We start from the raw sequence: 20,039 nt of genomic DNA on the forward strand, positions 1-20,039 counted from the left end.
TGCTGCAAATGTCCTGGTAGGGACATTGTTCTCTTTGTTCTGCATTCGAAACAAACTAAGAGTATGTTTATAGTGTTGATGGGAATCTGGAAGTCCGATCTTGCCGTCGATCTTCGGATTGCGGTATGTTCTATCAGTAGCTGAAGAATTGCTGAGAATGAAGGTTTGTCAGGGCAGGGTGACGGCGTCGGCGCACCGGGCAGCATAGGGGGCTGCCCGGCGTGTACGACCCCAGATGGGGAGTCGACAGATGGGTGACACTGCGCCGACGCCGATGCTCGACATCGGCCCGCGGATCGGCTGTGACGTAGTGAACGTCGTGGATGTCACTCGAAGTATCGAACTCTTCGGGCGGAGGTATCTCGATCGGACCTTCACCCCGCACGAATTGCAGACGTGCGCCGGGCCGGCGCGGGATCAACGATTGGCTGCACGTTTCGCCGCCAAAGAGGCTGTGGTGAAGGTACTGCGGCCTGGTGACGTTTCCGTTCCGTGGAGTTCCATCGAAATCACTCGGGCCGAGTGGGGTGGCTGTGGGGTGACGCTGTCCGGTAATGCCGCGGAACTCGCGCGGACCCAGGATCTGCACGATTTTCAAGTATCTATCTCGCACGAAGCGGACGTGGCCATCGCAATGGTGATCGCAACACGCTCGGGCGCTCGCATCGAAAAGAAGGACGACATCGCTGATGATTGATCAGGCAATTCGGAAAGTGCTCGTCGAGCACGGTCGGCTGGCAGTCGACGTGAGCACGATCGACGGAGAGGCCGATCTTTACGAGTTGGGTTTGACGTCGCACGCGAGCGTGAATGTCATGTTGGCACTGGAGGATTCGTTCGACATCGAGTTCCCTGACGAGTTGTTGCGGAAGAGTACTTTCGCAAGCGTCAAGGCGATCGAGGGTGCGTTGACGGAGTTGGGTGCTGCATGAACGCTCCGCAATCGCAGTGCTCCACCGGAACGGCCCTCGAGCGGGCCGCACGGTTGGCCGACGAAGTTGCAGCGGTGTGGGCCGACGAAGTCGATGCAGAAGCAAGGTTTCCGCGTGAAGCTGTCGACGCCATGCGAAGCGAACGGCTGCTGTCCGTAGCTGTGCCGAGGGAACTAGGCGGCGAAGGGCTCTCGCTGCAGGAAGTGTCGCAGATCGCCCGTGTGATCGGAACACGCTGTGCAGCAAGCGGAATGATTTTCGCGATGCATCAGACGCAGATATACTCGTTGGTCAAGCACGGCAACACCGAAGCACTACGCGAGTTTGTCGAAGAAACGGTCGACAAGCAATTGCTGTTGGCATCGGCAACCACTGAGCTGGGAATCGGTGGTGACGTCAGCCGGAGTTACTGCGCGGTGGAAGACTTGGGCGGTCACCTGCTGTTGATCAAGAACGCGCCTGTCATTTCGTACGGTGAACACTCCGACGCGATAGTCGTGACGGCTCGGCGAACACCGGAGAGTCAGCCGAACGATCAGGTTCTCGTGGTGTGTCGTACCCCAGACCTGACGCTCGAACGCACCACCGAGTGGAACACGCTGGGGCTGAGGGGAACTTGCAGTCTCGGTTACATCCTTCGGGCCACCTCGACGCCGGAGATGGTCGCCGACGTACCGTATTCCGATATCTCCACCCACACGATGCTTCCGGTCTCGCACGTCGTCTGGAGTTCGGTGTGGTTGGGAATTGCCGACGCTGCAGTCGAGAAGGCGCGCAAGTACGTGCGTGCCGCCGCCCGCAAGCAGCCCGGGGTCACTTCCCCCGGAGCGCTGCGGCTCGCCGAAGTTGCCGCTTCGGCACAACAATTCGCCGATCTCGTCGGCGCCTCTGCGCGCAGGTACGACCGCGCAGTCCACGCGGAGGAAGGCGTTGCCGATTTCGAGGCGACGGGAGCGGTGGGATTTTCGCTCGCGATGAACAACCTGAAAGTCACAGCGTCGACAGCGGTGGTGGAAATCGTGGGGCAGACAATGTTGATCTGTGGAATCTCGGGATATCGCGAGGACACCGAATTTTCGCTCGGTCGGCACCTTCGTGACGCGCACGGCGCAGCGGTGATGGTGAACAACGATCGAATCATGGCAGGTTCAGCGCACATGGCCATCGGATACCGGGGAACGCTATGACGAACGAGACTGTGACGACCGAGACTGTGACAGGCGAGACCGATCTGGATCGGGCCCGGGCTGCATTTCAACGTGAACTGCTCGTCGAAGGACTTCTCGTCGAGACGGAGGTGCCGGGACTCTACGGGCGTTCCGGCGTGTTCGAGGACATCGTCGACGGTATCGACCGAGTGGTGATTGCAGCGGGGCCAGGCGACGCCGCGACTCGGCTGCGGTTCCCGCCGGTGTTCCCGCGGAGCAGTTTCGAGCGCACCGACTACATCGCTTCGTTTCCCAACCTCACCGGCGCCATCAACACCTTCGCCGGTTCCAATCGCGATCACGCGCGACTGCTGGCCGATCGCGCCGAGGGACAATCGTGGGACCGCCACCTCGAGCCGACCGAGACCATGCTCGTGTCCGCAGCGTGCCATCCTGCCTATGCGCGGTACACCGGAGTTCTGCCCGAAGGCGGCGTGCTGCTGGACATCTACGGTTTTTGCTTCCGGCACGAACCGGCCATCGATCCGGCTCGCATGCAAGCGTTTCGGATGCACGAGTTCGTGACGATCGGTGACGCCGCGGCAGCGCGAGCGCATCGCGAGCACTGGATCGAGCGGGGGCTCGAGGTGCTCGGCCGGCTCGAACTCGACGCTACCCCGGTGATCGCCAATGATCCTTTCTTCGGGCGCGCCGGAAAGATGCTTGCAGCCAACCAGCGTGAAGAGAATCTCAAGACGGAACTGACAGTTCGGCTCTACGGAGATCTCGACGAGGGCACGGCGATCGTGTCCTCGAACAACCATCTCGACCATTTCGGTGTCAACTTCGACATCCGAACGGCGGAGGGGGAGGTGGCACACAGCTCGTGCGTCGGCTTCGGGATGGAGCGAATCGCGTTGTCCTTGTTGCGGACTCATGGTCTTGACGTGGCTGCATGGCCAACCTCCGTTCGTGAACGAATGGGCATCTGATGTCACGGCTGATCGACATTTCACCTGATCGCTACCGGCCCCATTCGTTGCACCAGGACGACCGCGTGTGGGCGCAGACCAACTGCTACACGGATCTGTGGATCGAAGTGTTGCATTCGCTGGGATTGGACCCCGTCCCGGCATTGGCATGTGCCTTCTCATCGCGGTTCGACGGGACTCAGTGGACGTTCCTCAAGCTCAAGGCCGAGGACATCTACGCGCTGTACGGAATCGAAGTCGCCGAGATGAACGTCTGGCGGGCACCGCTGATCCATGTCGAGGACAACCTCGCGGTTGGGATGCTGTCGACGGTTGAAGTGGACGGATACTGGCTTCCCGACACTCTTGGAACGAGCTATCACGAGGGGCACACCAAGACCACGATCGTGCCCAATCGGATCGATCGCGTTGCCGGCGAGCTCGAGTACTTTCACAACAGCGGCTACTACTTGCTGCGAGGCGACGATTTCTCCGGCGTCTTCGATCTCGATCGTTCCTCACTTCCTTCGTTCGTGCCCTATGTCGAACAGATCAGGTTGAATCCGGTTCACGCGACCAACGCCGGAAACATCGCCGAAGTGGCTCGGCGGAATGTAGCGGTTCGAGCGGTGGGTAATCCGGTGCGAGAGCTGGGACGCAAGGTGATCGACGACCTCGAATGGGTGCAGGGGGCGGGTATGGATGCGTTTCACCTCTGGTCCTTCGGGCTACTTCGTCAGTGCGGGGCCAGCGCGGAGCTGGCTGCCGACGCCAGCGAGTTCTTGGACACTGCAGGTTTCTCCGGGACAGGCGAAGCTGCGCCAGATTTCCGCAAAGTGGCATCCGGTGCCAAGAGCGTGCAGTTTCAGATGGCGCGTGCCTCCAGGGGCCGCGCGGTGGACCCGCGTGAGCAACTCGACGAGATGGCCGTGTCGTGGAAGAGGGCGATGGAAATCGTTGCCGACACAGTCGGCGTCGACTCGCATCGACACTTGAGGTTGGTCTAACAGTGCCTCGTTCGTCAGCAGACCTGCTGGCCGGCGCGATATGGCGATGCGCTGCAACCGAACCCGGATCCATATCCGACCCGGATGCCCTCGAAGCCGTGACCGAGTGGGTCGCAGCGTCCGTGCCTGGAACAGTCGTCGGTGCGTTACGTGCGGAGCAGACGGACGCCGGACGCACGAAGTCCGTTTCGTCGTCGTCTGTTTCATCATCGGACTGGTGGTTCGTGACTACCGTGGCCACGACCGGTGAGGGGTCGTGGCTGCTCCAGTTCGACGGTATGACGGCGTTTGCGGATGTCTGGATCGGCGGTGTCCGTGTCGCGTCCACTGAATCCATGTTCGCACCTGGGGAAGTGAGCATTCCGGCCGGAGTCGGCGCTGGTAAACGTGTCCAGGTGGCTGTTCATTTTCATTCTCTCTCCGCGATTTTGAGATCGAGGCGTCCTCGAGGACGTTGGCGCTCGTCGATGGTCCGTGAACAGGGCCTTCGGTGGATCCGAACCACGATGCTCGGTATGGCTCCCGTGTTCAGTGGTGTACCGGTACCGGTGGGTCCGTGGCGGGGTATCCGCTTGTTGGACAAGGGGATTGCCGCCGTAGTCTCTGCTGTCAAGCATGCGAGTGTTGACGGCACAACCGGTCGCGTTGCCGTCAGTGCTCGGCTCACCGGATTGCCGGCCTCGCTGGAGTACGTGACCGTGCGCGTCGGCGAACACTCGCGGCAATTGGCTGTATCCGCCGGACCGGATGGATTTCTCGAGGTGTCCGGCGTCGTCGAAGTGCCGGAAGCGAAGTTGTGGTGGCCGCACACTCATGGCACCCCGCGCACTTATCCGGTGACGATGGAAGCGGTCGGAGTCTCCGAGCATCTCGGTTCAGTTGGCTTCCGGACGGTGGAGGTCGACAGATCCGATGGTGGATTCCGTTTGTATGTCAACGGCATCCGGGTGTACTGCCGTGGTTCGGTGTGGGTGCCGACCGACCCGATCTCGCTTCAAGGCGACGCCGGCACCACTCGCGTCTTGGAACGCCTGGCAGAGGCCGGCCTGAACATGATTCGAATCCCGGGGACGATGGTCTACGAGAGCGACCACTTCTGGGAGGAATGCGCGCGACTGGGCATTCTCGTGTGGCAGGACATGATGTTGGCGACGCTCGATCCGCCCGACACCGACGAATTCTTCGAACTCGTTGCCTCCGAGGTCACCGAGTTCTTGCACAGAGTGCGCGGAAATCCCGCTTTGGCAGTCTTCTGCGGCGGCAGCGAGACCGAACAGCAGCCGACCATGCTGGGCTTGGTCGATCAACACATCCCGCTCATTCATTCGAGACTGCCGGAGTTGATCTCGACGGTGGCACCCGAACTCGAGTACGTGACGTCGTCCCCCTCGGCGCCTCGCGGGGGCGAGCAATTGGCAACGCATGTCGGAAGCGGGGTCGCTCACTACTTCGGGGTGGGTGCCTATCGTCGTCCACTGGCCGACGTGCTCAGCGCGCGAGTACGTTTTGCGACCGAATCATTGGCATTTTCGATTCCACCGTCGAATGCCGTGATCGAGAACGAATTCGGTTCACTCGCCGTCGCGGGGCACCACCCGGCATGGAAAGCCGCGGTGCCTAGGGACAACGGATCGTCGTGGGATTTCGAGGATGTTCGGGACCACTACGTCTACGCGCTTTTCGGCGAAGACGCTCGTGAAGTCCGGTGGTCCGACCCGGAACGCTATCTCGACCTGGGGCGAGCAGCTGTATGTGAGGCGTTCGCATCGACGCTCGGATACTGGCGTCGCCCGGACTCTCGGTGCGACGGCGCCTTGACACTCGCACTGCGAGACATGGAGCCCGGACCGGGATGGGGGGTCCTCGATTGGAGCGGCAGCCCCAAAGCTCCGTGGTTCGTGCTCCGTAGGAGCGCCAAACCGATCGCGCTCCTCGTCACGGACGACGGTATGGACGGATTGAGGCTCGACGCGATCAACGAGACCGCCGAACCTGTCGTCGGCGAGATCAGGTTTCGAGCGCACAGTCGGTCAGGCGTCGTCCCGGTCGACGTCGCGCTACCGGTCAAGGTGGAAGCGCATTCAAGTCTGACCTGGTCCGTGGACAGCCTTGTCGGCCGTTTCACCGACCTCACTCACGTGTTTCGGTTCGGGGCGCGGACATACGACGCCGTCACCGTCACACTCGAAGACGAAGACGGCGAGATGGTGGACGAAGTGGTCCACCTCCTGGGTGGCTCGGCGCGGCCTCGCGAGCGATCGGTCGGACTTGTTGCCGCAGCGCGCAACGTCGGTGACGAAGAGTGGGTAGTCGACGTCTCGACGGATGCTTCCGCCCAATACGTTGCCCTCGAACTGCAGGGCTTCGAGCCCGAAGACTCCTGGTTCCACCTCGCGCCGAACGGTCGCAGGACTGTACGCCTACGGAGAACCGGTCAGGCGACGAAGGTGATCGGTCGCGTTCGGGCGCTCAACTCGCACGTGAGTGTGGCCGTGGCGCCGCCGATCACTCCGGTCACACAATCCTCGCCGTCCAAGCGGACGTCGAAGAAGACGAGTGCTACGGGAAACTGAACGGATCGGACTGCGCTGCGAGATCGCACACCGATAGAATCGAACCGGCGCACAACTCTGCCTCGGTGGGGATATTGCGCTCGGGCTGTGCGTCCGCAACCCGTCATCACTGTTCAGGAGCGCGTTCGTTGACTTCCTTGTCCTCTGCCCAGACTGCGCTCGCTGGACTCGCCGAGGTCGCCCTCGCAGATGCCGCGTTCACTCCGGTGATCGAATCCATCGGATCGGCCGCCTTGGACATCGTGGCTCCGAAGCCGGCTCGGCCGTTCATCGCCGCTGCACTCGCCGCTCGCACGCCGGTGCTGCTGGTGACAGCCACCGGTCGTGAAGCCGACGATCTGACTTCGGAACTCACCGAGATGCTCGGTGGAGGAGTGGCGCAGTTTCCGTCGTGGGAAACATTGCCGCACGAGCGACTGTCGCCGAGCGCGGATACCGTTGGGCGACGGGTGGAGGTACTGCGCAGACTCGCCAGGCCAGACGACGCCTCGTACGGATCGCCTCTTCGGGTGATCGTCACCACGGTGCGTTCCCTCGTTCAGCCGATGGCGCCAGGCCTGGGCGAGATAGAACCGATCACGTTGCGCGTCGGCACCGAGATCGATTTCGATTCCGTTCTGGTTCGTCTGGTGGAGATGGCGTACAGCCGCGTCGACATGGTGGGAAAGCGTGGTGAGTTCGCGGTCCGTGGTGGCATTCTCGACTTGTTCTCGCCCACGGCGGATCATCCGGTCCGTATCGAATTCTGGGGTGACGAGGTATCCGAGCTTCGGTACTTCTCAGTTGCCGATCAGCGTTCGCTAGCGGACGTCGACGTCGATTCCGTGATCGCGCCGCCGTGTCGTGAACTGATTCTGACAGCTGATGTTCGTGATCGAGCTGCCGCACTCGCTGCTGAGAACCAGGCTGACGCGTCGTTGGTCGAGATGCTGGACAAGATCTCGGCAGGTATCCCCGTCGAGGGGATGGAAGCTCTGCTCCCGGTTCTCAAACCCGGTGAACTGCAGCTACTTTCCGATGTACTTCCTGAAGGGGCGCACATTCTTCTGTGTGATCCGGAAAAGGTGCGCACCCGCGCCACCGACCTGGTGCGCACCGGCCAGGAATTCTTGGAAGCATCGTGGACGGCGGCGTCGATCGGCGGCGCTGCACCGCTCGACACGTCGATCCTCAACGGCGGAGGAGTCGATCTCGGTGCCTCCGCGTACCGGTCGCTTCGTCATGTTCGCGAATCTGCCGAAGCTGCCGGCAGACCCTGGTGGACAGTCAGCCCGCTGGCGTCGGGAAACGGTGAAGAACTCGAACTCCCGGTGCATGCGGCACCGCAGGTGCGCGGTTCCGACGACCTGTTGGCCGAGCTGTTCGTCAGCCTTCGGGCGCACGTGAGCACGGGCGGTCGCGCGGCGATCGTGGTGGCAGGTGCCGGAACCGCAAGCCGCGTCGTGGAGCGACTCGGTGAAGCCGAAGTGCCCGCCAAGATGCTCGATGCCGGCGTTACCCCCGCCCGTGGACAGGTCGCGGTGCTCCGCGGATCACTGCACGACGGACTGGTACTCGCCGGCGACGACTCGACGCCTGGGATGGTGATCGTCACCGAGTCCGATCTGACCGGCAACCGCGTTGCCGCGGTCGGCGACGGAAAGCGCTTGCCGGCCAAGCGCCGCAATCAGGTTGATCCCCTCGCGCTGTCGGCAGGGGACATGGTCGTGCATGATCAGCACGGTATCGGCCGGTTCGTCGAAATGGTCGAACGCACCATCGGTGGGGCGCGTCGTGAATACCTGGTCATCGAATACGCGCCGAGCAAGCGCGGTCACCCGGGCGATCGTCTGTTCGTCCCGATGGAATCGCTCGATCAACTCTCCCGATACGTCGGTGGAGAGTTGCCGGCGCTGAGCAAGCTCGGTGGATCCGACTGGGCAAACACAAAGCGTAAGGCCCGCAAGGCAGTTCGTGAGATCGCGGGCGAGCTGGTTCAGCTCTACGCAGCGCGTCAGGCTGCTCCCGGGCATGCGTTCGGCCCGGACACACCGTGGCAGAAGGAACTCGAAGACGCATTCGCGTTCACCGAGACGATCGACCAGTTGACCGTTATCAGTGAGGTCAAGGCCGACATGGAGAAGCCGGTTCCGATGGACCGGGTGGTCATCGGTGACGTCGGGTACGGCAAGACGGAGATCGCCGTCCGCGCCGCGTTCAAGGCAGTGCAGGACGGCAAGCAGGTGGCGGTGCTGGTGCCGACGACTCTGCTTGCACAGCAACATCTTCAGACCTTCACCGAACGAATGTCGTCGTTCCCGGTGAAGGTGCGAGGGCTGTCCCGGTTCACCGACGCCAAGGACTCGAAGGAAATCATCGCCGGCATGGCGGAAGGTGAGATCGACATCGTCGTCGGTACTCACCGGTTGCTGCAGACCGGTATTCGCTGGAAGGACCTCGGGCTTGTGATCGTCGACGAGGAACAGCGATTCGGAGTCGAGCACAAGGAACACATCAAGGCGCTACGCACCCACGTCGACGTCCTGACGATGTCGGCTACCCCGATTCCTCGTACTCTCGAGATGAGCATGGCCGGGATCCGTGAAATGTCCACGATCCTCACACCGCCGGAAGAACGTCATCCTATCCTCACGTACGTCGGCGCGTATGCGGACAAGCAGGTTGCCGCGGCCATCCGGCGTGAACTTCTGCGCGACGGTCAGGTCTTCTACGTTCACAACCGTGTCAGCTCGATCGACAAGGCAGCCAAGAAGATCCGCGAACTCGTCCCGGAGGCTCGCGTCGTCGTCGCGCACGGTCAGATGAACGAGGACACTCTCGAAAAGACTGTGCAAGGATTCTGGGAACGCGACTTCGACGTGTTGGTCTGTACCACGATCATCGAAACCGGTCTGGACATCTCGAACGCGAACACACTGATCGTCGAACGCGCGGATTCGCTGGGCCTCTCGCAGTTGCATCAGCTTCGCGGACGCGTCGGGCGTAGTCGTGAACGTGGATACGCCTATTTCCTGTACCCGGCCGAAAAGCCTTTGACGGAAACGGCATACGACCGACTGGCAACGATTTCGCAGAATTCGGACCTCGGCGCGGGTATGGCCGTCGCGATGAAGGACCTCGAAATCCGTGGAGCCGGAAACGTTCTGGGCGCAGAGCAGTCCGGCCACGTCGCGGGGGTCGGGTTCGATCTGTACGTCAGGCTGGTCGGTGAGGCGGTCGAAGCCTTCCGGGCTGCAGCCGACGGCAAACCGATCACAATGGACGAGGGCACGAAGGAAGTCCGGATCGACCTACCGGTGGACGCGCACATCCCGCCCGACTACGTCACCAGTGACAGGCTCAGGTTGGAGGGGTACCGCAAGCTCGCTGCGGCAACTGATTCCGACGGCATCGCTGCCGTAGTCGAAGAACTGGTCGATCGCTACGGCCCACTGCCCGAAGAGGTTCGACGGCTGATCTCGGTGGCCAAGCTTCGACTGCTCTGCCGCGAGTATCAACTGGAGGAAGTCGCCGTCACCGGAACTCAGCTCAAGATCTCGCCTATGTCACTGCCCGATTCCAAACAGATCAGGCTCAAGAGGATCTATCCGAGCGCGCAGTACCGGGCAACGACCGGGCTCGTGCAACTCCCGCTGCCTCGCACCGGCGGAGTCGGCTCGGATCGCCTGCGGGACGTCGAACTACTTCAATACATCGCGGACTTCATCCTGGCGATTGACGGGCGCGCCGCCGGTGCCGTCCTGGTCGAGGCGTGAGCACACGGTGAACGAGATATCAGATGGCGACCACCTGCCGACTGTGGTCGTGCTCGACCCGTTTCGCCCCATGTCCGTTCCAATTGATGCCTTGACTGCCCTCGCCGGTCCTGTCGAGATTGCCGAAGATGTGCCATCGCAGGTTCGGGACCGATTTGCCGAGTCTGTACCCGGCGCCCGGGTATTGGTGACGACCGACCGCGAGTGTGAGGCGGCGCGCAGCAGGCTCAAGGATGGTGCACGTTTGATTGCCGCTGAACGCGTGAAGGGCGACGGACTTGTCGCAGCGAGTGCGTTGATGGACCGGATGTGGAGTTTTGGCGGCTGGGAGGTTGCTCAGACTCACGAGAGCTTGTCGAACTACCTCCTGGAAGAGACGTATGAGGTGCTCGATGCGATTCTGGCCGGCGACCGCGAGGCGCTGAACGAGGAACTCGGTGACCTTTTGTTGCAGGTGTTGTTTCATGCACGGATAGCGGAGTGCGAGCCAACTGCACCGCCAGTCGACATAGACACGATTGCCGGCGCATTGGTGGCGAAACTCTGCCACCGGAGCCCACACCTGGCCGGCGAACCGTCGGAGTCGGTCGACATTGCGGCGCAGGAGCGAGCATGGGATCAGCGAAAGGCGGAGGAGAAGTCGCGTGCCTCAGAACTCGACGGCATTGCACAAAGCCAACCCGCAGCGATGCTGGCTGAGCAGTATGTGAAGAGGGCTGTCCGTGGAGGGTTCCCCGAGGACCTGGTACCGGTTGAGTTGCGGGACGCGGTTGCGCGGTCCCTTGACGCCGACGAGGCTCTTCGCCTCGAGGCTCAGCGCTTTGCTGAACACTTTCGTGATGCGGAGTCGATGATTCAGTCGTCGGCGAGAAATTCGGTGAATGTGCAGGGCGAGGAGCCTTCTGCTCGTTCGACCGCACGGTGGGCTGATGCTTGGCGAATTCGGCGGCTCCCGTGATTTGATTGCCGTTCTGTAGCTGAGTGGAAGGTCACCTGAGTTCGAGGCTGCGAAATAAACAAACTCAAGGTATGTTTATCTCCAGACAAGCAAACCGTGCCGCTCTACGTGCAGGGTTGGGGGTACCAACCGTTGGTTCGGTACAGGTCAAGCGAGAGGCGAGCCAGTCTTCGTCGGACGGTGGAGCGTTCGGCGGTTGGCCAACTATTTGCTTGAAGCCAAAGGTTCACCGTTTTTGATATCTGGCGGGGGACGCAACCGGGGAGACAGAGGACCAATGAGCGTGGACACAACTGACCGCATCCAGATATCCGAGCAGGAGCATGCACCGGCTTCACAGCGTCCCTCTGTGACGGTGGTGGTGCCGGCGATGAATGAGGCGAAAAATCTGCCTTACGTTGCAGAACGGATGCCTGACGGAATCGATGAGATCGTTTTCGTCGATGGCCATTCGGTCGATGATTCGGTGGATGTTGCCAAGCGGTTGTGGCCGAAGGCGACGATCGTAACGCAGACGAGACGAGGGAAAGGCAACGCACTCGCATGTGGATTTCGGGCGGCAACGAGTGACATTGTCGTCATGATCGACGCTGACGGTTCGACGGACCCTGCGGAGATTCCTTTGTTCGTCGATGCGCTTGTGCAGGGGGCCGACTTTGCCAAGGGGACACGGTTTGCGCAAGGAGGGGGGAGCGATGACATCACTTTTTCTCGTAAACTTGGAAACAAAGCACTGAATGGAATCGTAAACATCAAGTTCCGTGCGTCTTTCAGCGACCTATGCTATGGCTACAACGCGTTCTGGCGTCGCCACATACCTGTCATGAACCTGCCGGAGACTGGTACCGCGGAGGCGCAATGGGGCGACGGTTTCGAGATCGAAACCTTGATCAATGTTCGGGTAGCCAATGCAGGACTGAAGATATCCGAAGTGCCGAGCTACGAGCGCGACCGTATCTATGGCGAGAGCAATCTCAACGCAGTACGTGACGGATTTCGAGTACTGCGAACCATCCGGAGTGAGCGTCGGGTTCCGCTACGGGAAGCGGCTCGCGCAAAGTAGTCGGTGACTGGCGAAGGCCCTCCCACCTGTCCGGCGGGAGGGCCTTCCTACGTTCAATCCCCGCACGAGACGATCTCGATGTGCCAACATTGTTGGATGTCGACATTTCGCCTCACCGGTTCGAATCTGCAGTGTCGCTGCGGACATGCAAATGACGCCCACCGGCACTTGCGGTCGGGGAGTGATTGTGGCTTATGTGAATGCACTCGATTTCGCCGCAGCAGTGGTCTCCTGAGCCGAATCACTCAAAGCCTCCGGCGGCACTGAGAGTAGTCGTGAACTCGGGATTCCAAACGTCGTCAAGATTGAATTCTTCATTTCCTTGTGAACCGAGGCGCGAATCCTTGGTCCGATCAACGCGTGATCACCCTGCGAAAGCTGTCGAATCTCGATGGTGCCGAACGCTTTCCGTAGGCGTTGGACTCCGCTGCGACCGCGATTCTCGTTAAACCATTCCTCGTCGGTTGGTGATACAAGCACTGTCGTTGCGACGCCTGCTTGGACCAACGGCGCGAGAAGCACCTCTGGGACCTGCACGAGACCAATCCGACCCAATGCGAGCCAGACGCGATACGGCAATCGGTCACGAAGCTTGTCCTTGAACCTGACGGCCCAGTTGTGTGCTCGAAGCGCGAAGGTTCCTCGCGAGCATTCTGCAGGCGCGAGAGACTGGCTTCGCGTGAACTCTAATTGTCGCGTAGTCCACCGAAGGGGGTTGACTAGTATTGCGCGATTTGCTCCGAGTTCTGCGGCAGCGATTGCGGCACTCCACGATCCGGAGCACAAGCCGGCAACTACCAGGTTTTCTGGGCACACGCCAGCGTTTCTGGCTGCCTCTACGCCATCAGCGCGTTGCTCGGGTGTGTAGATGGTGCTGATTTCTCGATCCTGCGCAGCGGTCGTTTCGCCGGTTGAAGTGCGGTCGAAGCGGATAGTCGTGATTCCGTAGCCTGCCAACTCTCTTGCCAACTCAACCCAAAGGCGACTGGGACCGATCCGGTGTTCGGACGCGGTGCCATATAGAACTAGAGTCGGGCCGCCGGGGATGCTCGAGGCCGGCGCTGTGCGGATAGTCAGCATACGGTTCGTGCCGGCGTAGGAGATGTATTCGGTGATCGGGATTTCGAACTGAGAGTTCAACAAGGTCGTGGAATGACGAAGATGTGCGGTGACACTTGTGCGTGGCGAGCGCGTCGAATCGCCAATCCATTGCGCCAGAGAAGACACTGTATGCCAGGGTATTTGGACCGCGAAGTCGGCTGGCTCGATGAAGGGGGCCTGGCCGTCGATGTTCATGTGGTCAGCTGACAGTGATTCTACGAGTTGTCTTACTCGTGCAGTGTCGGCGTGCTCTGGCCGCGACGCAACTAGGACCTTAATTGAAGGGTCGATGGGGAGCGCAGTGAGATTCATACCCGAAAGACGTTGTGCAGCAAGTGGGTGCACCGACATCCCGACGAGCGGGATGAGTGGATCGTCGGCATCGGGGGCCGCTGTGAGCCGATTCAATGCCTTCTGCTGCTGAACGAACGTGCGCCCACGGATGACGGGGTCCCAAAGTACCAGCGTCGTCATATCTCGTATCCTCGACGCCGCGGAAGTTGCGACCAACGCGCCTACTCGCAGCCCGACCAGTGTGATCTCGCGAACTCCGCAGGACTGGAGAAACTCAGCAGCCTCCACGACGCTCGACTCCCATATCTGGACAGCGTCTTCTCGGGTCTGTTCACCGGACGAGTCACCTGTGCCTAGATAGTCGAACCGAAGGACTAACATGCCCTGCGCGCAAAGTTTTTGAGCCAGGAGCATCAGGCCGCGATAAGAATCGACATGCTCCTTTCCGATCGGAGGGCACAGCACGACCCCTCCGCGTGCTGTGCCCCCAGCCGGAACGTGCAGTGTGCCGAACAGTGGCGAAGCCTCGTTGCCGAACCAAGTCGTGAACTTTCCGCCATCGGTGGCCACATGCGTTGAGGATGCGCTCTTGTTTATCTCGATGGTGTTCCCAGCAGTGCTCGGTGACGCTCCGAAATGACATGTCGAGCTTGCCGGTTCGACGTGACCGCGCGCTAACCGCATCTGAATCCTTCGACATCCGATTGGACTGAGAGGATGTCCTCAGTCGAGAACGTACTCATCGACAGCTGATCTGCCACAAAACAATCTACAGGTTTGTTTTGGAAATTGCCAGACAGTTGCGGAAAGTTGACTTTCGTCAGCGCTGAACGAGTGTGCTCACGATTGCGAGGTGGTCGGAGCCAGCGATCTCGACGGTATCGAACGTTGTCGCCGTCAGTTCGGGCGGGACGAGAATATGGTCGAGAGCGGCGAATGGCGGCCACGACCAGTTCGCGGGAAAGGTGTTCACGTAGAACCGACCAGCCTGCCTCGCGGCATCCTGTGTTCCACCATGCAGTAAACCTCGAAACTGTCTGTGATCGACGGTTGCGTTGAAGTCGCCGGCGATAACGAGTGGGTTGAGATTCGTGTCCAATAGTGCGCGGATTTGTGCGAGTTCATTGATCCAGTTCGTGGAATCCTGATCTTGTATCGGGGCTGTGATGTGTGTCGCCACCAGGTCGTATTTTCCGCCTTTGAATTCGATTGTTCCTGCGACGCAGGCAAACCCGAACCCTTCCATTTGACGGGGTTCGCTGATCGGGAATCGGCTCCACAGTCCGGTTCCTCGTGCGTCATTGTCTGGCCGGATGACGCTGAACGGGAAGATCCCGGGCATTCCTGCAACTTCCAGTGCGGCCGCAAAGGCCGGGGTCAATTCCTGTACCGCGACAGCGTCGACGTTGTGAAGTCTCGCTGCATCGACGACTGCGTCCACGTCGGCCGCACCCTTTGCGACATTGATCGACATGATTCGCATGGCCTCGCCTGTCCGAGGCGGGGTGACGGGCACCGCGACCTGTGTGCCGATTGCAAACATGATCATCGCCAGCCCGATGATCGAGCCGACCCACTCGCGAGTGGCGAGCAATGTCAGCGTTGCAGGCACCATTGCGAGCGGTAGGTATGGCACTGCGATCACCAGTGAAAGCAGTGCGGGGTTGCGTAGCGGCAAGTATCGAAGGACGAGCAGTCCTGCGCCCACGACGAGGGTGGTCCAGCATGCCCATTTCAGAAACGTCACAACCTCGGTTGTACCGCATCGGTGAAATGATCGCTGGGACGTTACTGGGGTACATTGGTCCACGACAGTCGGCGGGGGAACCGTCAAGTAAATAGCCAAAGAACAGACCGATAGTCTGTCAATCTGGGCTTTTGTGGCGACTGAGATGTTTTGGTCTGTGTGTCCAGGCGGTGGTCCGGACGCGAGCGGGACGGGAAATCGGCCGGCACGATGATTGGAGACGTGACCATGGTCACACGACATGGCCTCAATTCGAATAGCGGTGCGGTAAGCGTCGTCATGGCTTGTTATTCGATGGAGCGGTTGCGGGGGATAGTTGCTGCTGTTCATTCGATTGCAGCGCAGACCTTGCAGCCTGCCGAGATCATCGTTGCGGTCGACCACAATCGCTCGCTCGCGCACACCTTGCGCCGCGAAATGCCGGGCATCTGTGTGATCTCCTACGAGGACGGGCCTCGAGGTGCGTCTGGCGCTCGCAACGCTGGAGTTGCTGTCGTGTCGACGCCCTACACTGCCTTCATCGATGACGACGAGATTGCTGACAGCAGCTGGTTGTCGGAGCTGATCAAACCGTTCGCGGACGAGCGGGTCGTCGGGACGGGCGGACGGTACAGGGCAGTATGGCGATCACCCAAGCCTGATTGGTTTCCGGACGAATTCGGGTGGGTCGTCGGAGAATCGTTTCACGGAATGCCGATCGAGACCTCCCGTGTTCGCAACGTCTGGAGTGGCAGCATGGCCGTTCGTACAGCGGCTTTCCGCGCGGTCGGAGGATTTCGAGTCGGGTTCGGCAAGAGCGGCGAGCGATCGCAACCCGAGGATACCGACCTGTGTATCCGAATGGCGGAACTTGGCAACGACTTTCATTGGATGTACGTGCCGACATCGGTGATCGATCACGATATTCCTTTGGAACGCAGCACGTTTCGCTTCTTCCTGGCCCGCTGCTATTCCGAGGGGAAGGGAAAGATCGAACTGCGAGACGACCGGAACGGCTCGGAGGAACTCGACGATGAGCGTGACTACGTGCGCAGTGTTCTCACCAGCGGGCTTCGGCGATACGTCTTGGGGGGTCGGGTGTCCCTGTCGAGGGCAGGGGCCGTAGTTGCCGGAATCGTTTCGGCGGGTATGGGCGCCCTGTCCGCTATCGTGTGCAGGCGTCGGCACTTTGTAGGCCCGTGATGACGAACAAGGGACCGCGAATCTACGCGGATGCAGCGTCGATGGCGTCGTCCCAGGTCATCAATGCCGCACTAGGCATGGGATTTTGGGCAGTCGCGGCTGTAGTTTTACCGCCGGCACAGCTGGGCGTCATGACAGCGCTGCTTGCGCTCGTTACCGCTCCGGCAATGGTAATCGGTACCGGAGTCGGCGATGTCTTCAATTCGATGATGCCCGCAGCAGGTGCAAGCCTCGGCGCCGTGCACCGGCGAGGTCTGCGGGTGTTCTACATGTTGTCGGTTCCTGTGGGCGTCATTGCAGCAGTCGCGGCGGTTTGGTTCATTCCGGAAGTGAGGGGCTCGATTCCGGTTGCCTGCCTAGTGTTTGTGGGTGTTGTCGTCTGGGGCATGTTCATTCTGCAGAACAGCACTTTGACCAGTTTGGACGAGTCCCGGAAGCTGCCCTTGATCAACGGGATCGTCAGCGCTGGTCGCATTGGTGTTCTTCTCGCGTTGGTGTGGTTAGCGAATTGGCAACCGGTGGTCATGTCGACGGTCGTGGTAGGCGGAGCGTCGGTTGTGTTCATGCGGTTGATGATCGGCCGTATCGTCGAACGGCGATCGGCTACCTCGCCCCCTGGCCTGTGGACTGAAGGCAACGCGTCGGCTGAGGTCGTGAGAATGTGCAGGCAAGCTGTCCCGACCCAAGCCATGGGTGTCGGGGTGATCCTTCTGATGCCATTTCTCGTCACCGCCTATTCCGGTCCAGTTCAGGGCGCAGTTTTCTCTCTTTCGATGAGCATCGCACAGACTCTCGAATTCGTCGGCTCTGCCATGGGGACTTCCCTCGTGGTTCACGCCTCGAAGAACCCGAAAGATGGTTCCAAGATGGCGTTGGTTTTGTTTGTGAGGGTTTCTGTTCTGGTCGCGGTGGGCGGGGTATTGGTCTCGCTGGGTGCACCGATTATCTTCGGAATACTCGATCCCGAGTATCTGGATTTGGATGCCGAACTTGTCGTGATCATCCTTGCGATCGGGTCGTTGATGAGAACGATGTTCGTGGTGTGGTCTGCGTTGCAGCGAGCGAGGCGCGAGATCGGACCATTGGTGGTCATCAACGGTCTGTTCGCCGGACTTCTCATGGTGGTCTTGCCTTTCGCATGCTTTCTCTGGGGAGCTGTGGGTGCTGCGGTTGCTGTCGGTGTGGCCCAGACGGCGGCTAGCATCGCCGCAGTCTTCGGGATAGCTCGGCGTCGAGATGCAATAAGAAGGCGGGTGTTTCAGTATGAGGTTTGAAGAAGATGTCAGAAATCAGGACGCCGGTGAGCCAGCCGCACAGGGCCTTCGGCGTGATGGACTCACGAATCTCGATCCGGTGATGACGCCGACGGCCGGAATCGAATTGTGGGCAGGGGCCATTTGGATAGGTCAGGTGGACGAGTGGGAGCTACTTGCATCGAGTGTCATCGAATTGACCGGGGGAACAGCGTACGGACGTGCTCGCCTGCTGGTCGCCCGACTCAACGGATCATTTGCCTTTGTCGAGGTTCAAGTCGCGAACGGAATGATCAGATCGAAGGAAGTACTGGCCTACTTGCCGGATTCCGAGCCTGTAACCACTTCACCGGCTCCCGAAGTGCCTGTCACATTGATCATTTGCACGATGAATCGACCGGACATGCTCCGTGAAGTTTTGACTTCACTCGCCGATCTCGACTACCGAAACTACGACGTGCTTGTCGTGGACAACGATCCTTCGTCCGGGTTGACACCGCCGATAGTGGACGCTTTTGCCGGAGTTCGGATCGTTGATGCGCCGGAACGTGGCCTGTCCAAGGCACGAAACATAGGCCTAGTTGCGGCCACTGAAGAGTTCGTGGCATTTACGGATGACGATGTCGTGATTGACAAGAACTGGCTCCGTGAGTTGGTCGGCGGATTCGCAGTCGCGGAGGACGTCCACATCGTCACAGGTCTCGTGCCGACAGGTGAGGTATCGACTCCTGCTCAAGCCTTTTTCGATCGTCGCGTGAGTTGGTCGAAGAATCTTGTGCGAACGACGTACCGCTTGTCAGCTCCGCCTGAGAACGACGCTCTGTTCCCTTTCCGTGTGGGCGATTTCGGGACGGGTGCCAATTTCGCGGTAAGACGATCCGTGATGCTCGAACTCGGCGGATTCGACGAGGGGCTAGGGGTGGGATCGCCGTCAGGCGGCGGTGAAGATATCGACATGTTCGTCAGGGTCATTCTCGACGGGGGTGCGCTGGTCTACGCGCCTGCTGCGCGAGTCTGGCACCGCCATCGCATCGATTCAGCGGGATTGAGTAAACAGATGGCCGACTACGGCCTCGGCTTGGGAGCCTGGTTGACGAAACTCGCTATGGATCCGCGAATAGCGATGATGTTGGCGACGCGTATGGTCAAGGGACTTTCGCACTTCGGGAGCGTCTCCCAACCTGAAGAAGGTCAGATTCGACTTACACCCGATCTTGACAAATTGCCTTGGATCGAGCGGCGCGCATTGTTGCGAGGCCCGGCAGCGTTGGTGCGCTCGCGTTTGGGGGGATTGCGGGGGCGACCACTTCTCCCGAAGGGAACGCGCCCGGTGCGCAGTTCGATAGCCGTCGAATTTCCCGGCGCTAGGTCGATTCGTCGGGCGACTGCGATGGTTGACGCGCGGTGGCCGACCGACGAGCACAGACTGGCAATTCTGGGATTGGTCGGTGGAGTTTGTGGTCTGGTCGGCGCCGGCCTGGGCGCGATCGGCGCTCTCACCGGTGTAGCCGTGATCGTTTTTGTCGCGGTCGGCCCGGGTGCGGCAATTATGTCGTACATGCCTGATCAACCTGGCTACGTACGGGTCGCAGCTGTTCCGGCCCTGGGGATCTCGATCGTCGTGCTGATGACATTCCTGATGACCACAATCGAGGAGTACTATCCCTTTTCGCAGCTCGTGATTCCCAGTCTCGCTACCATCGGAGCATCTCTAGTTCGACTTCTCACCCTCGATAATCGCCCGGAAGTTTCCGGTCGCGAAAACCTCAAGCGACGTATCGGGGCTGTCCTGTCGGGGTTCCGGCGGTCATGACGAGATTGAAGGAGCGTAACGAGCTGTCGTCGACGAAGTCATATGATGCTCCGACTGACCGGCTGACGATTGCTGTCGTATCCGACAGAAAGAGGCGCGATTGGATTTCGTGGGGGATTCTCGTTGCAGCACTGGTGAGTTGGTGGATCGCTGCCCCTTCGCTGTCGACTGCACAGGCGTCGGATTTCGGCCTGCTGTTCGCGGCGTCACCGTTCTTCGCCGGTGCAATCACTTTGTCGGTG

13 protein-coding genes are annotated in these 20,039 nt (G+C 60.4%); 12 read left to right on the top strand and 1 reads right to left on the bottom strand.

Annotated elements, in window-relative coordinates:
- Window positions 1-250 precede the first annotated feature (250 nt).
- The 9 genes from YH3_RS20275 (at window position 251) to YH3_RS20315 (ending at window position 12,407) form a co-directional block, all read left to right on the top strand.
- Complete coding sequence (locus YH3_RS20275) at window positions 251-697, top strand: holo-ACP synthase (protein WP_064443926.1); 447 nt, start codon at window positions 251-253, stop codon at window positions 695-697.
- Window positions 690-932, top strand: a complete 243-nt coding sequence (locus YH3_RS20280) for an acyl carrier protein (protein WP_003946296.1) — start codon at window positions 690-692, stop codon at window positions 930-932. Before YH3_RS20275 ends, YH3_RS20280 begins: the two co-directional genes overlap by 8 nt.
- Window positions 929-2,119: an acyl-CoA dehydrogenase family protein gene (locus YH3_RS20285; protein WP_042448906.1), complete on the top strand. Its 1,191-nt coding sequence runs from the start codon at window positions 929-931 to the stop codon at window positions 2,117-2,119. Before YH3_RS20280 ends, YH3_RS20285 begins: the two co-directional genes overlap by 4 nt.
- Complete coding sequence (locus tag YH3_RS20290; RefSeq protein ID WP_007728880.1) at window positions 2,116-3,072, top strand: amino acid--[acyl-carrier-protein] ligase; 957 nt, start codon at window positions 2,116-2,118, stop codon at window positions 3,070-3,072. Before YH3_RS20285 ends, YH3_RS20290 begins: the two co-directional genes overlap by 4 nt.
- Window positions 3,072-4,058 (top strand): DUF1839 family protein, encoded by a 987-nt coding sequence (locus YH3_RS20295; protein WP_003946304.1) that lies wholly within the window; start codon window positions 3,072-3,074, stop codon window positions 4,056-4,058. The genes YH3_RS20290 and YH3_RS20295 overlap by 1 nt, the downstream gene beginning before the upstream one ends.
- A 2-nt stretch (window positions 4,059-4,060) precedes the next feature.
- The gene (locus tag YH3_RS20300) at window positions 4,061-6,631 is read left to right on the top strand and encodes a hypothetical protein (RefSeq protein WP_064443927.1); all 2,571 of its coding nucleotides are present in this window, start codon (window positions 4,061-4,063) and stop codon (window positions 6,629-6,631) included.
- 128 nt (window positions 6,632-6,759) lie between these two features.
- Window positions 6,760-10,386 (top strand): transcription-repair coupling factor, encoded by a 3,627-nt coding sequence (gene mfd, locus YH3_RS20305; RefSeq protein ID WP_064444237.1) that lies wholly within the window; start codon window positions 6,760-6,762, stop codon window positions 10,384-10,386.
- 70 nt (window positions 10,387-10,456) lie between these two features.
- Window positions 10,457-11,344, top strand: a complete 888-nt coding sequence (locus tag YH3_RS20310; protein ID WP_082920644.1) for a MazG family protein — start codon at window positions 10,457-10,459, stop codon at window positions 11,342-11,344.
- 277 nt (window positions 11,345-11,621) lie between these two features.
- Entirely contained in the window at window positions 11,622-12,407 is a 786-nt protein-coding gene (locus YH3_RS20315; RefSeq protein ID WP_064443929.1) for a glycosyltransferase family 2 protein, read from the top strand.
- A gap of 2,215 nt (window positions 12,408-14,622) precedes the next feature.
- Here YH3_RS20315 and YH3_RS20325 read toward each other — a convergent pair.
- Window positions 14,623-15,549, bottom strand: coding sequence for an endonuclease/exonuclease/phosphatase family protein (locus YH3_RS20325; RefSeq protein ID WP_052416977.1), 927 nt, complete (start codon window positions 15,547-15,549; stop codon window positions 14,623-14,625).
- Between the two features lie 228 nt (window positions 15,550-15,777).
- On the opposite strand from YH3_RS20325, the gene YH3_RS20330 reads away from it, so the two are divergent.
- From YH3_RS20330 to YH3_RS20340, 3 genes are read left to right on the top strand one after another with little or no spacing between them, the layout of a single operon-like run.
- Window positions 15,778-16,731 carry a glycosyltransferase family 2 protein gene (locus YH3_RS20330; protein ID WP_042449210.1) on the top strand — a complete coding sequence of 318 codons (954 nt, stop codon included), beginning with the start codon at window positions 15,778-15,780 and terminating at the stop codon, window positions 16,729-16,731.
- Window positions 16,731-18,005 (top strand): hypothetical protein, encoded by a 1,275-nt coding sequence (locus tag YH3_RS20335; protein WP_064443930.1) that lies wholly within the window; start codon window positions 16,731-16,733, stop codon window positions 18,003-18,005. Before YH3_RS20330 ends, YH3_RS20335 begins: the two co-directional genes overlap by 1 nt.
- Window positions 17,995-19,797: a glycosyltransferase family 2 protein gene (locus YH3_RS20340; RefSeq protein WP_064443931.1), complete on the top strand. Its 1,803-nt coding sequence runs from the start codon at window positions 17,995-17,997 to the stop codon at window positions 19,795-19,797. Before YH3_RS20335 ends, YH3_RS20340 begins: the two co-directional genes overlap by 11 nt.
- Window positions 19,798-20,039 lie beyond the last annotated feature (242 nt).

It is taken from the genome of Rhodococcus sp. YH3-3 (assembly GCF_001653035.1).
GTDB lineage: Bacteria > Actinomycetota > Actinomycetes > Mycobacteriales > Mycobacteriaceae > Rhodococcus_F > Rhodococcus_F qingshengii.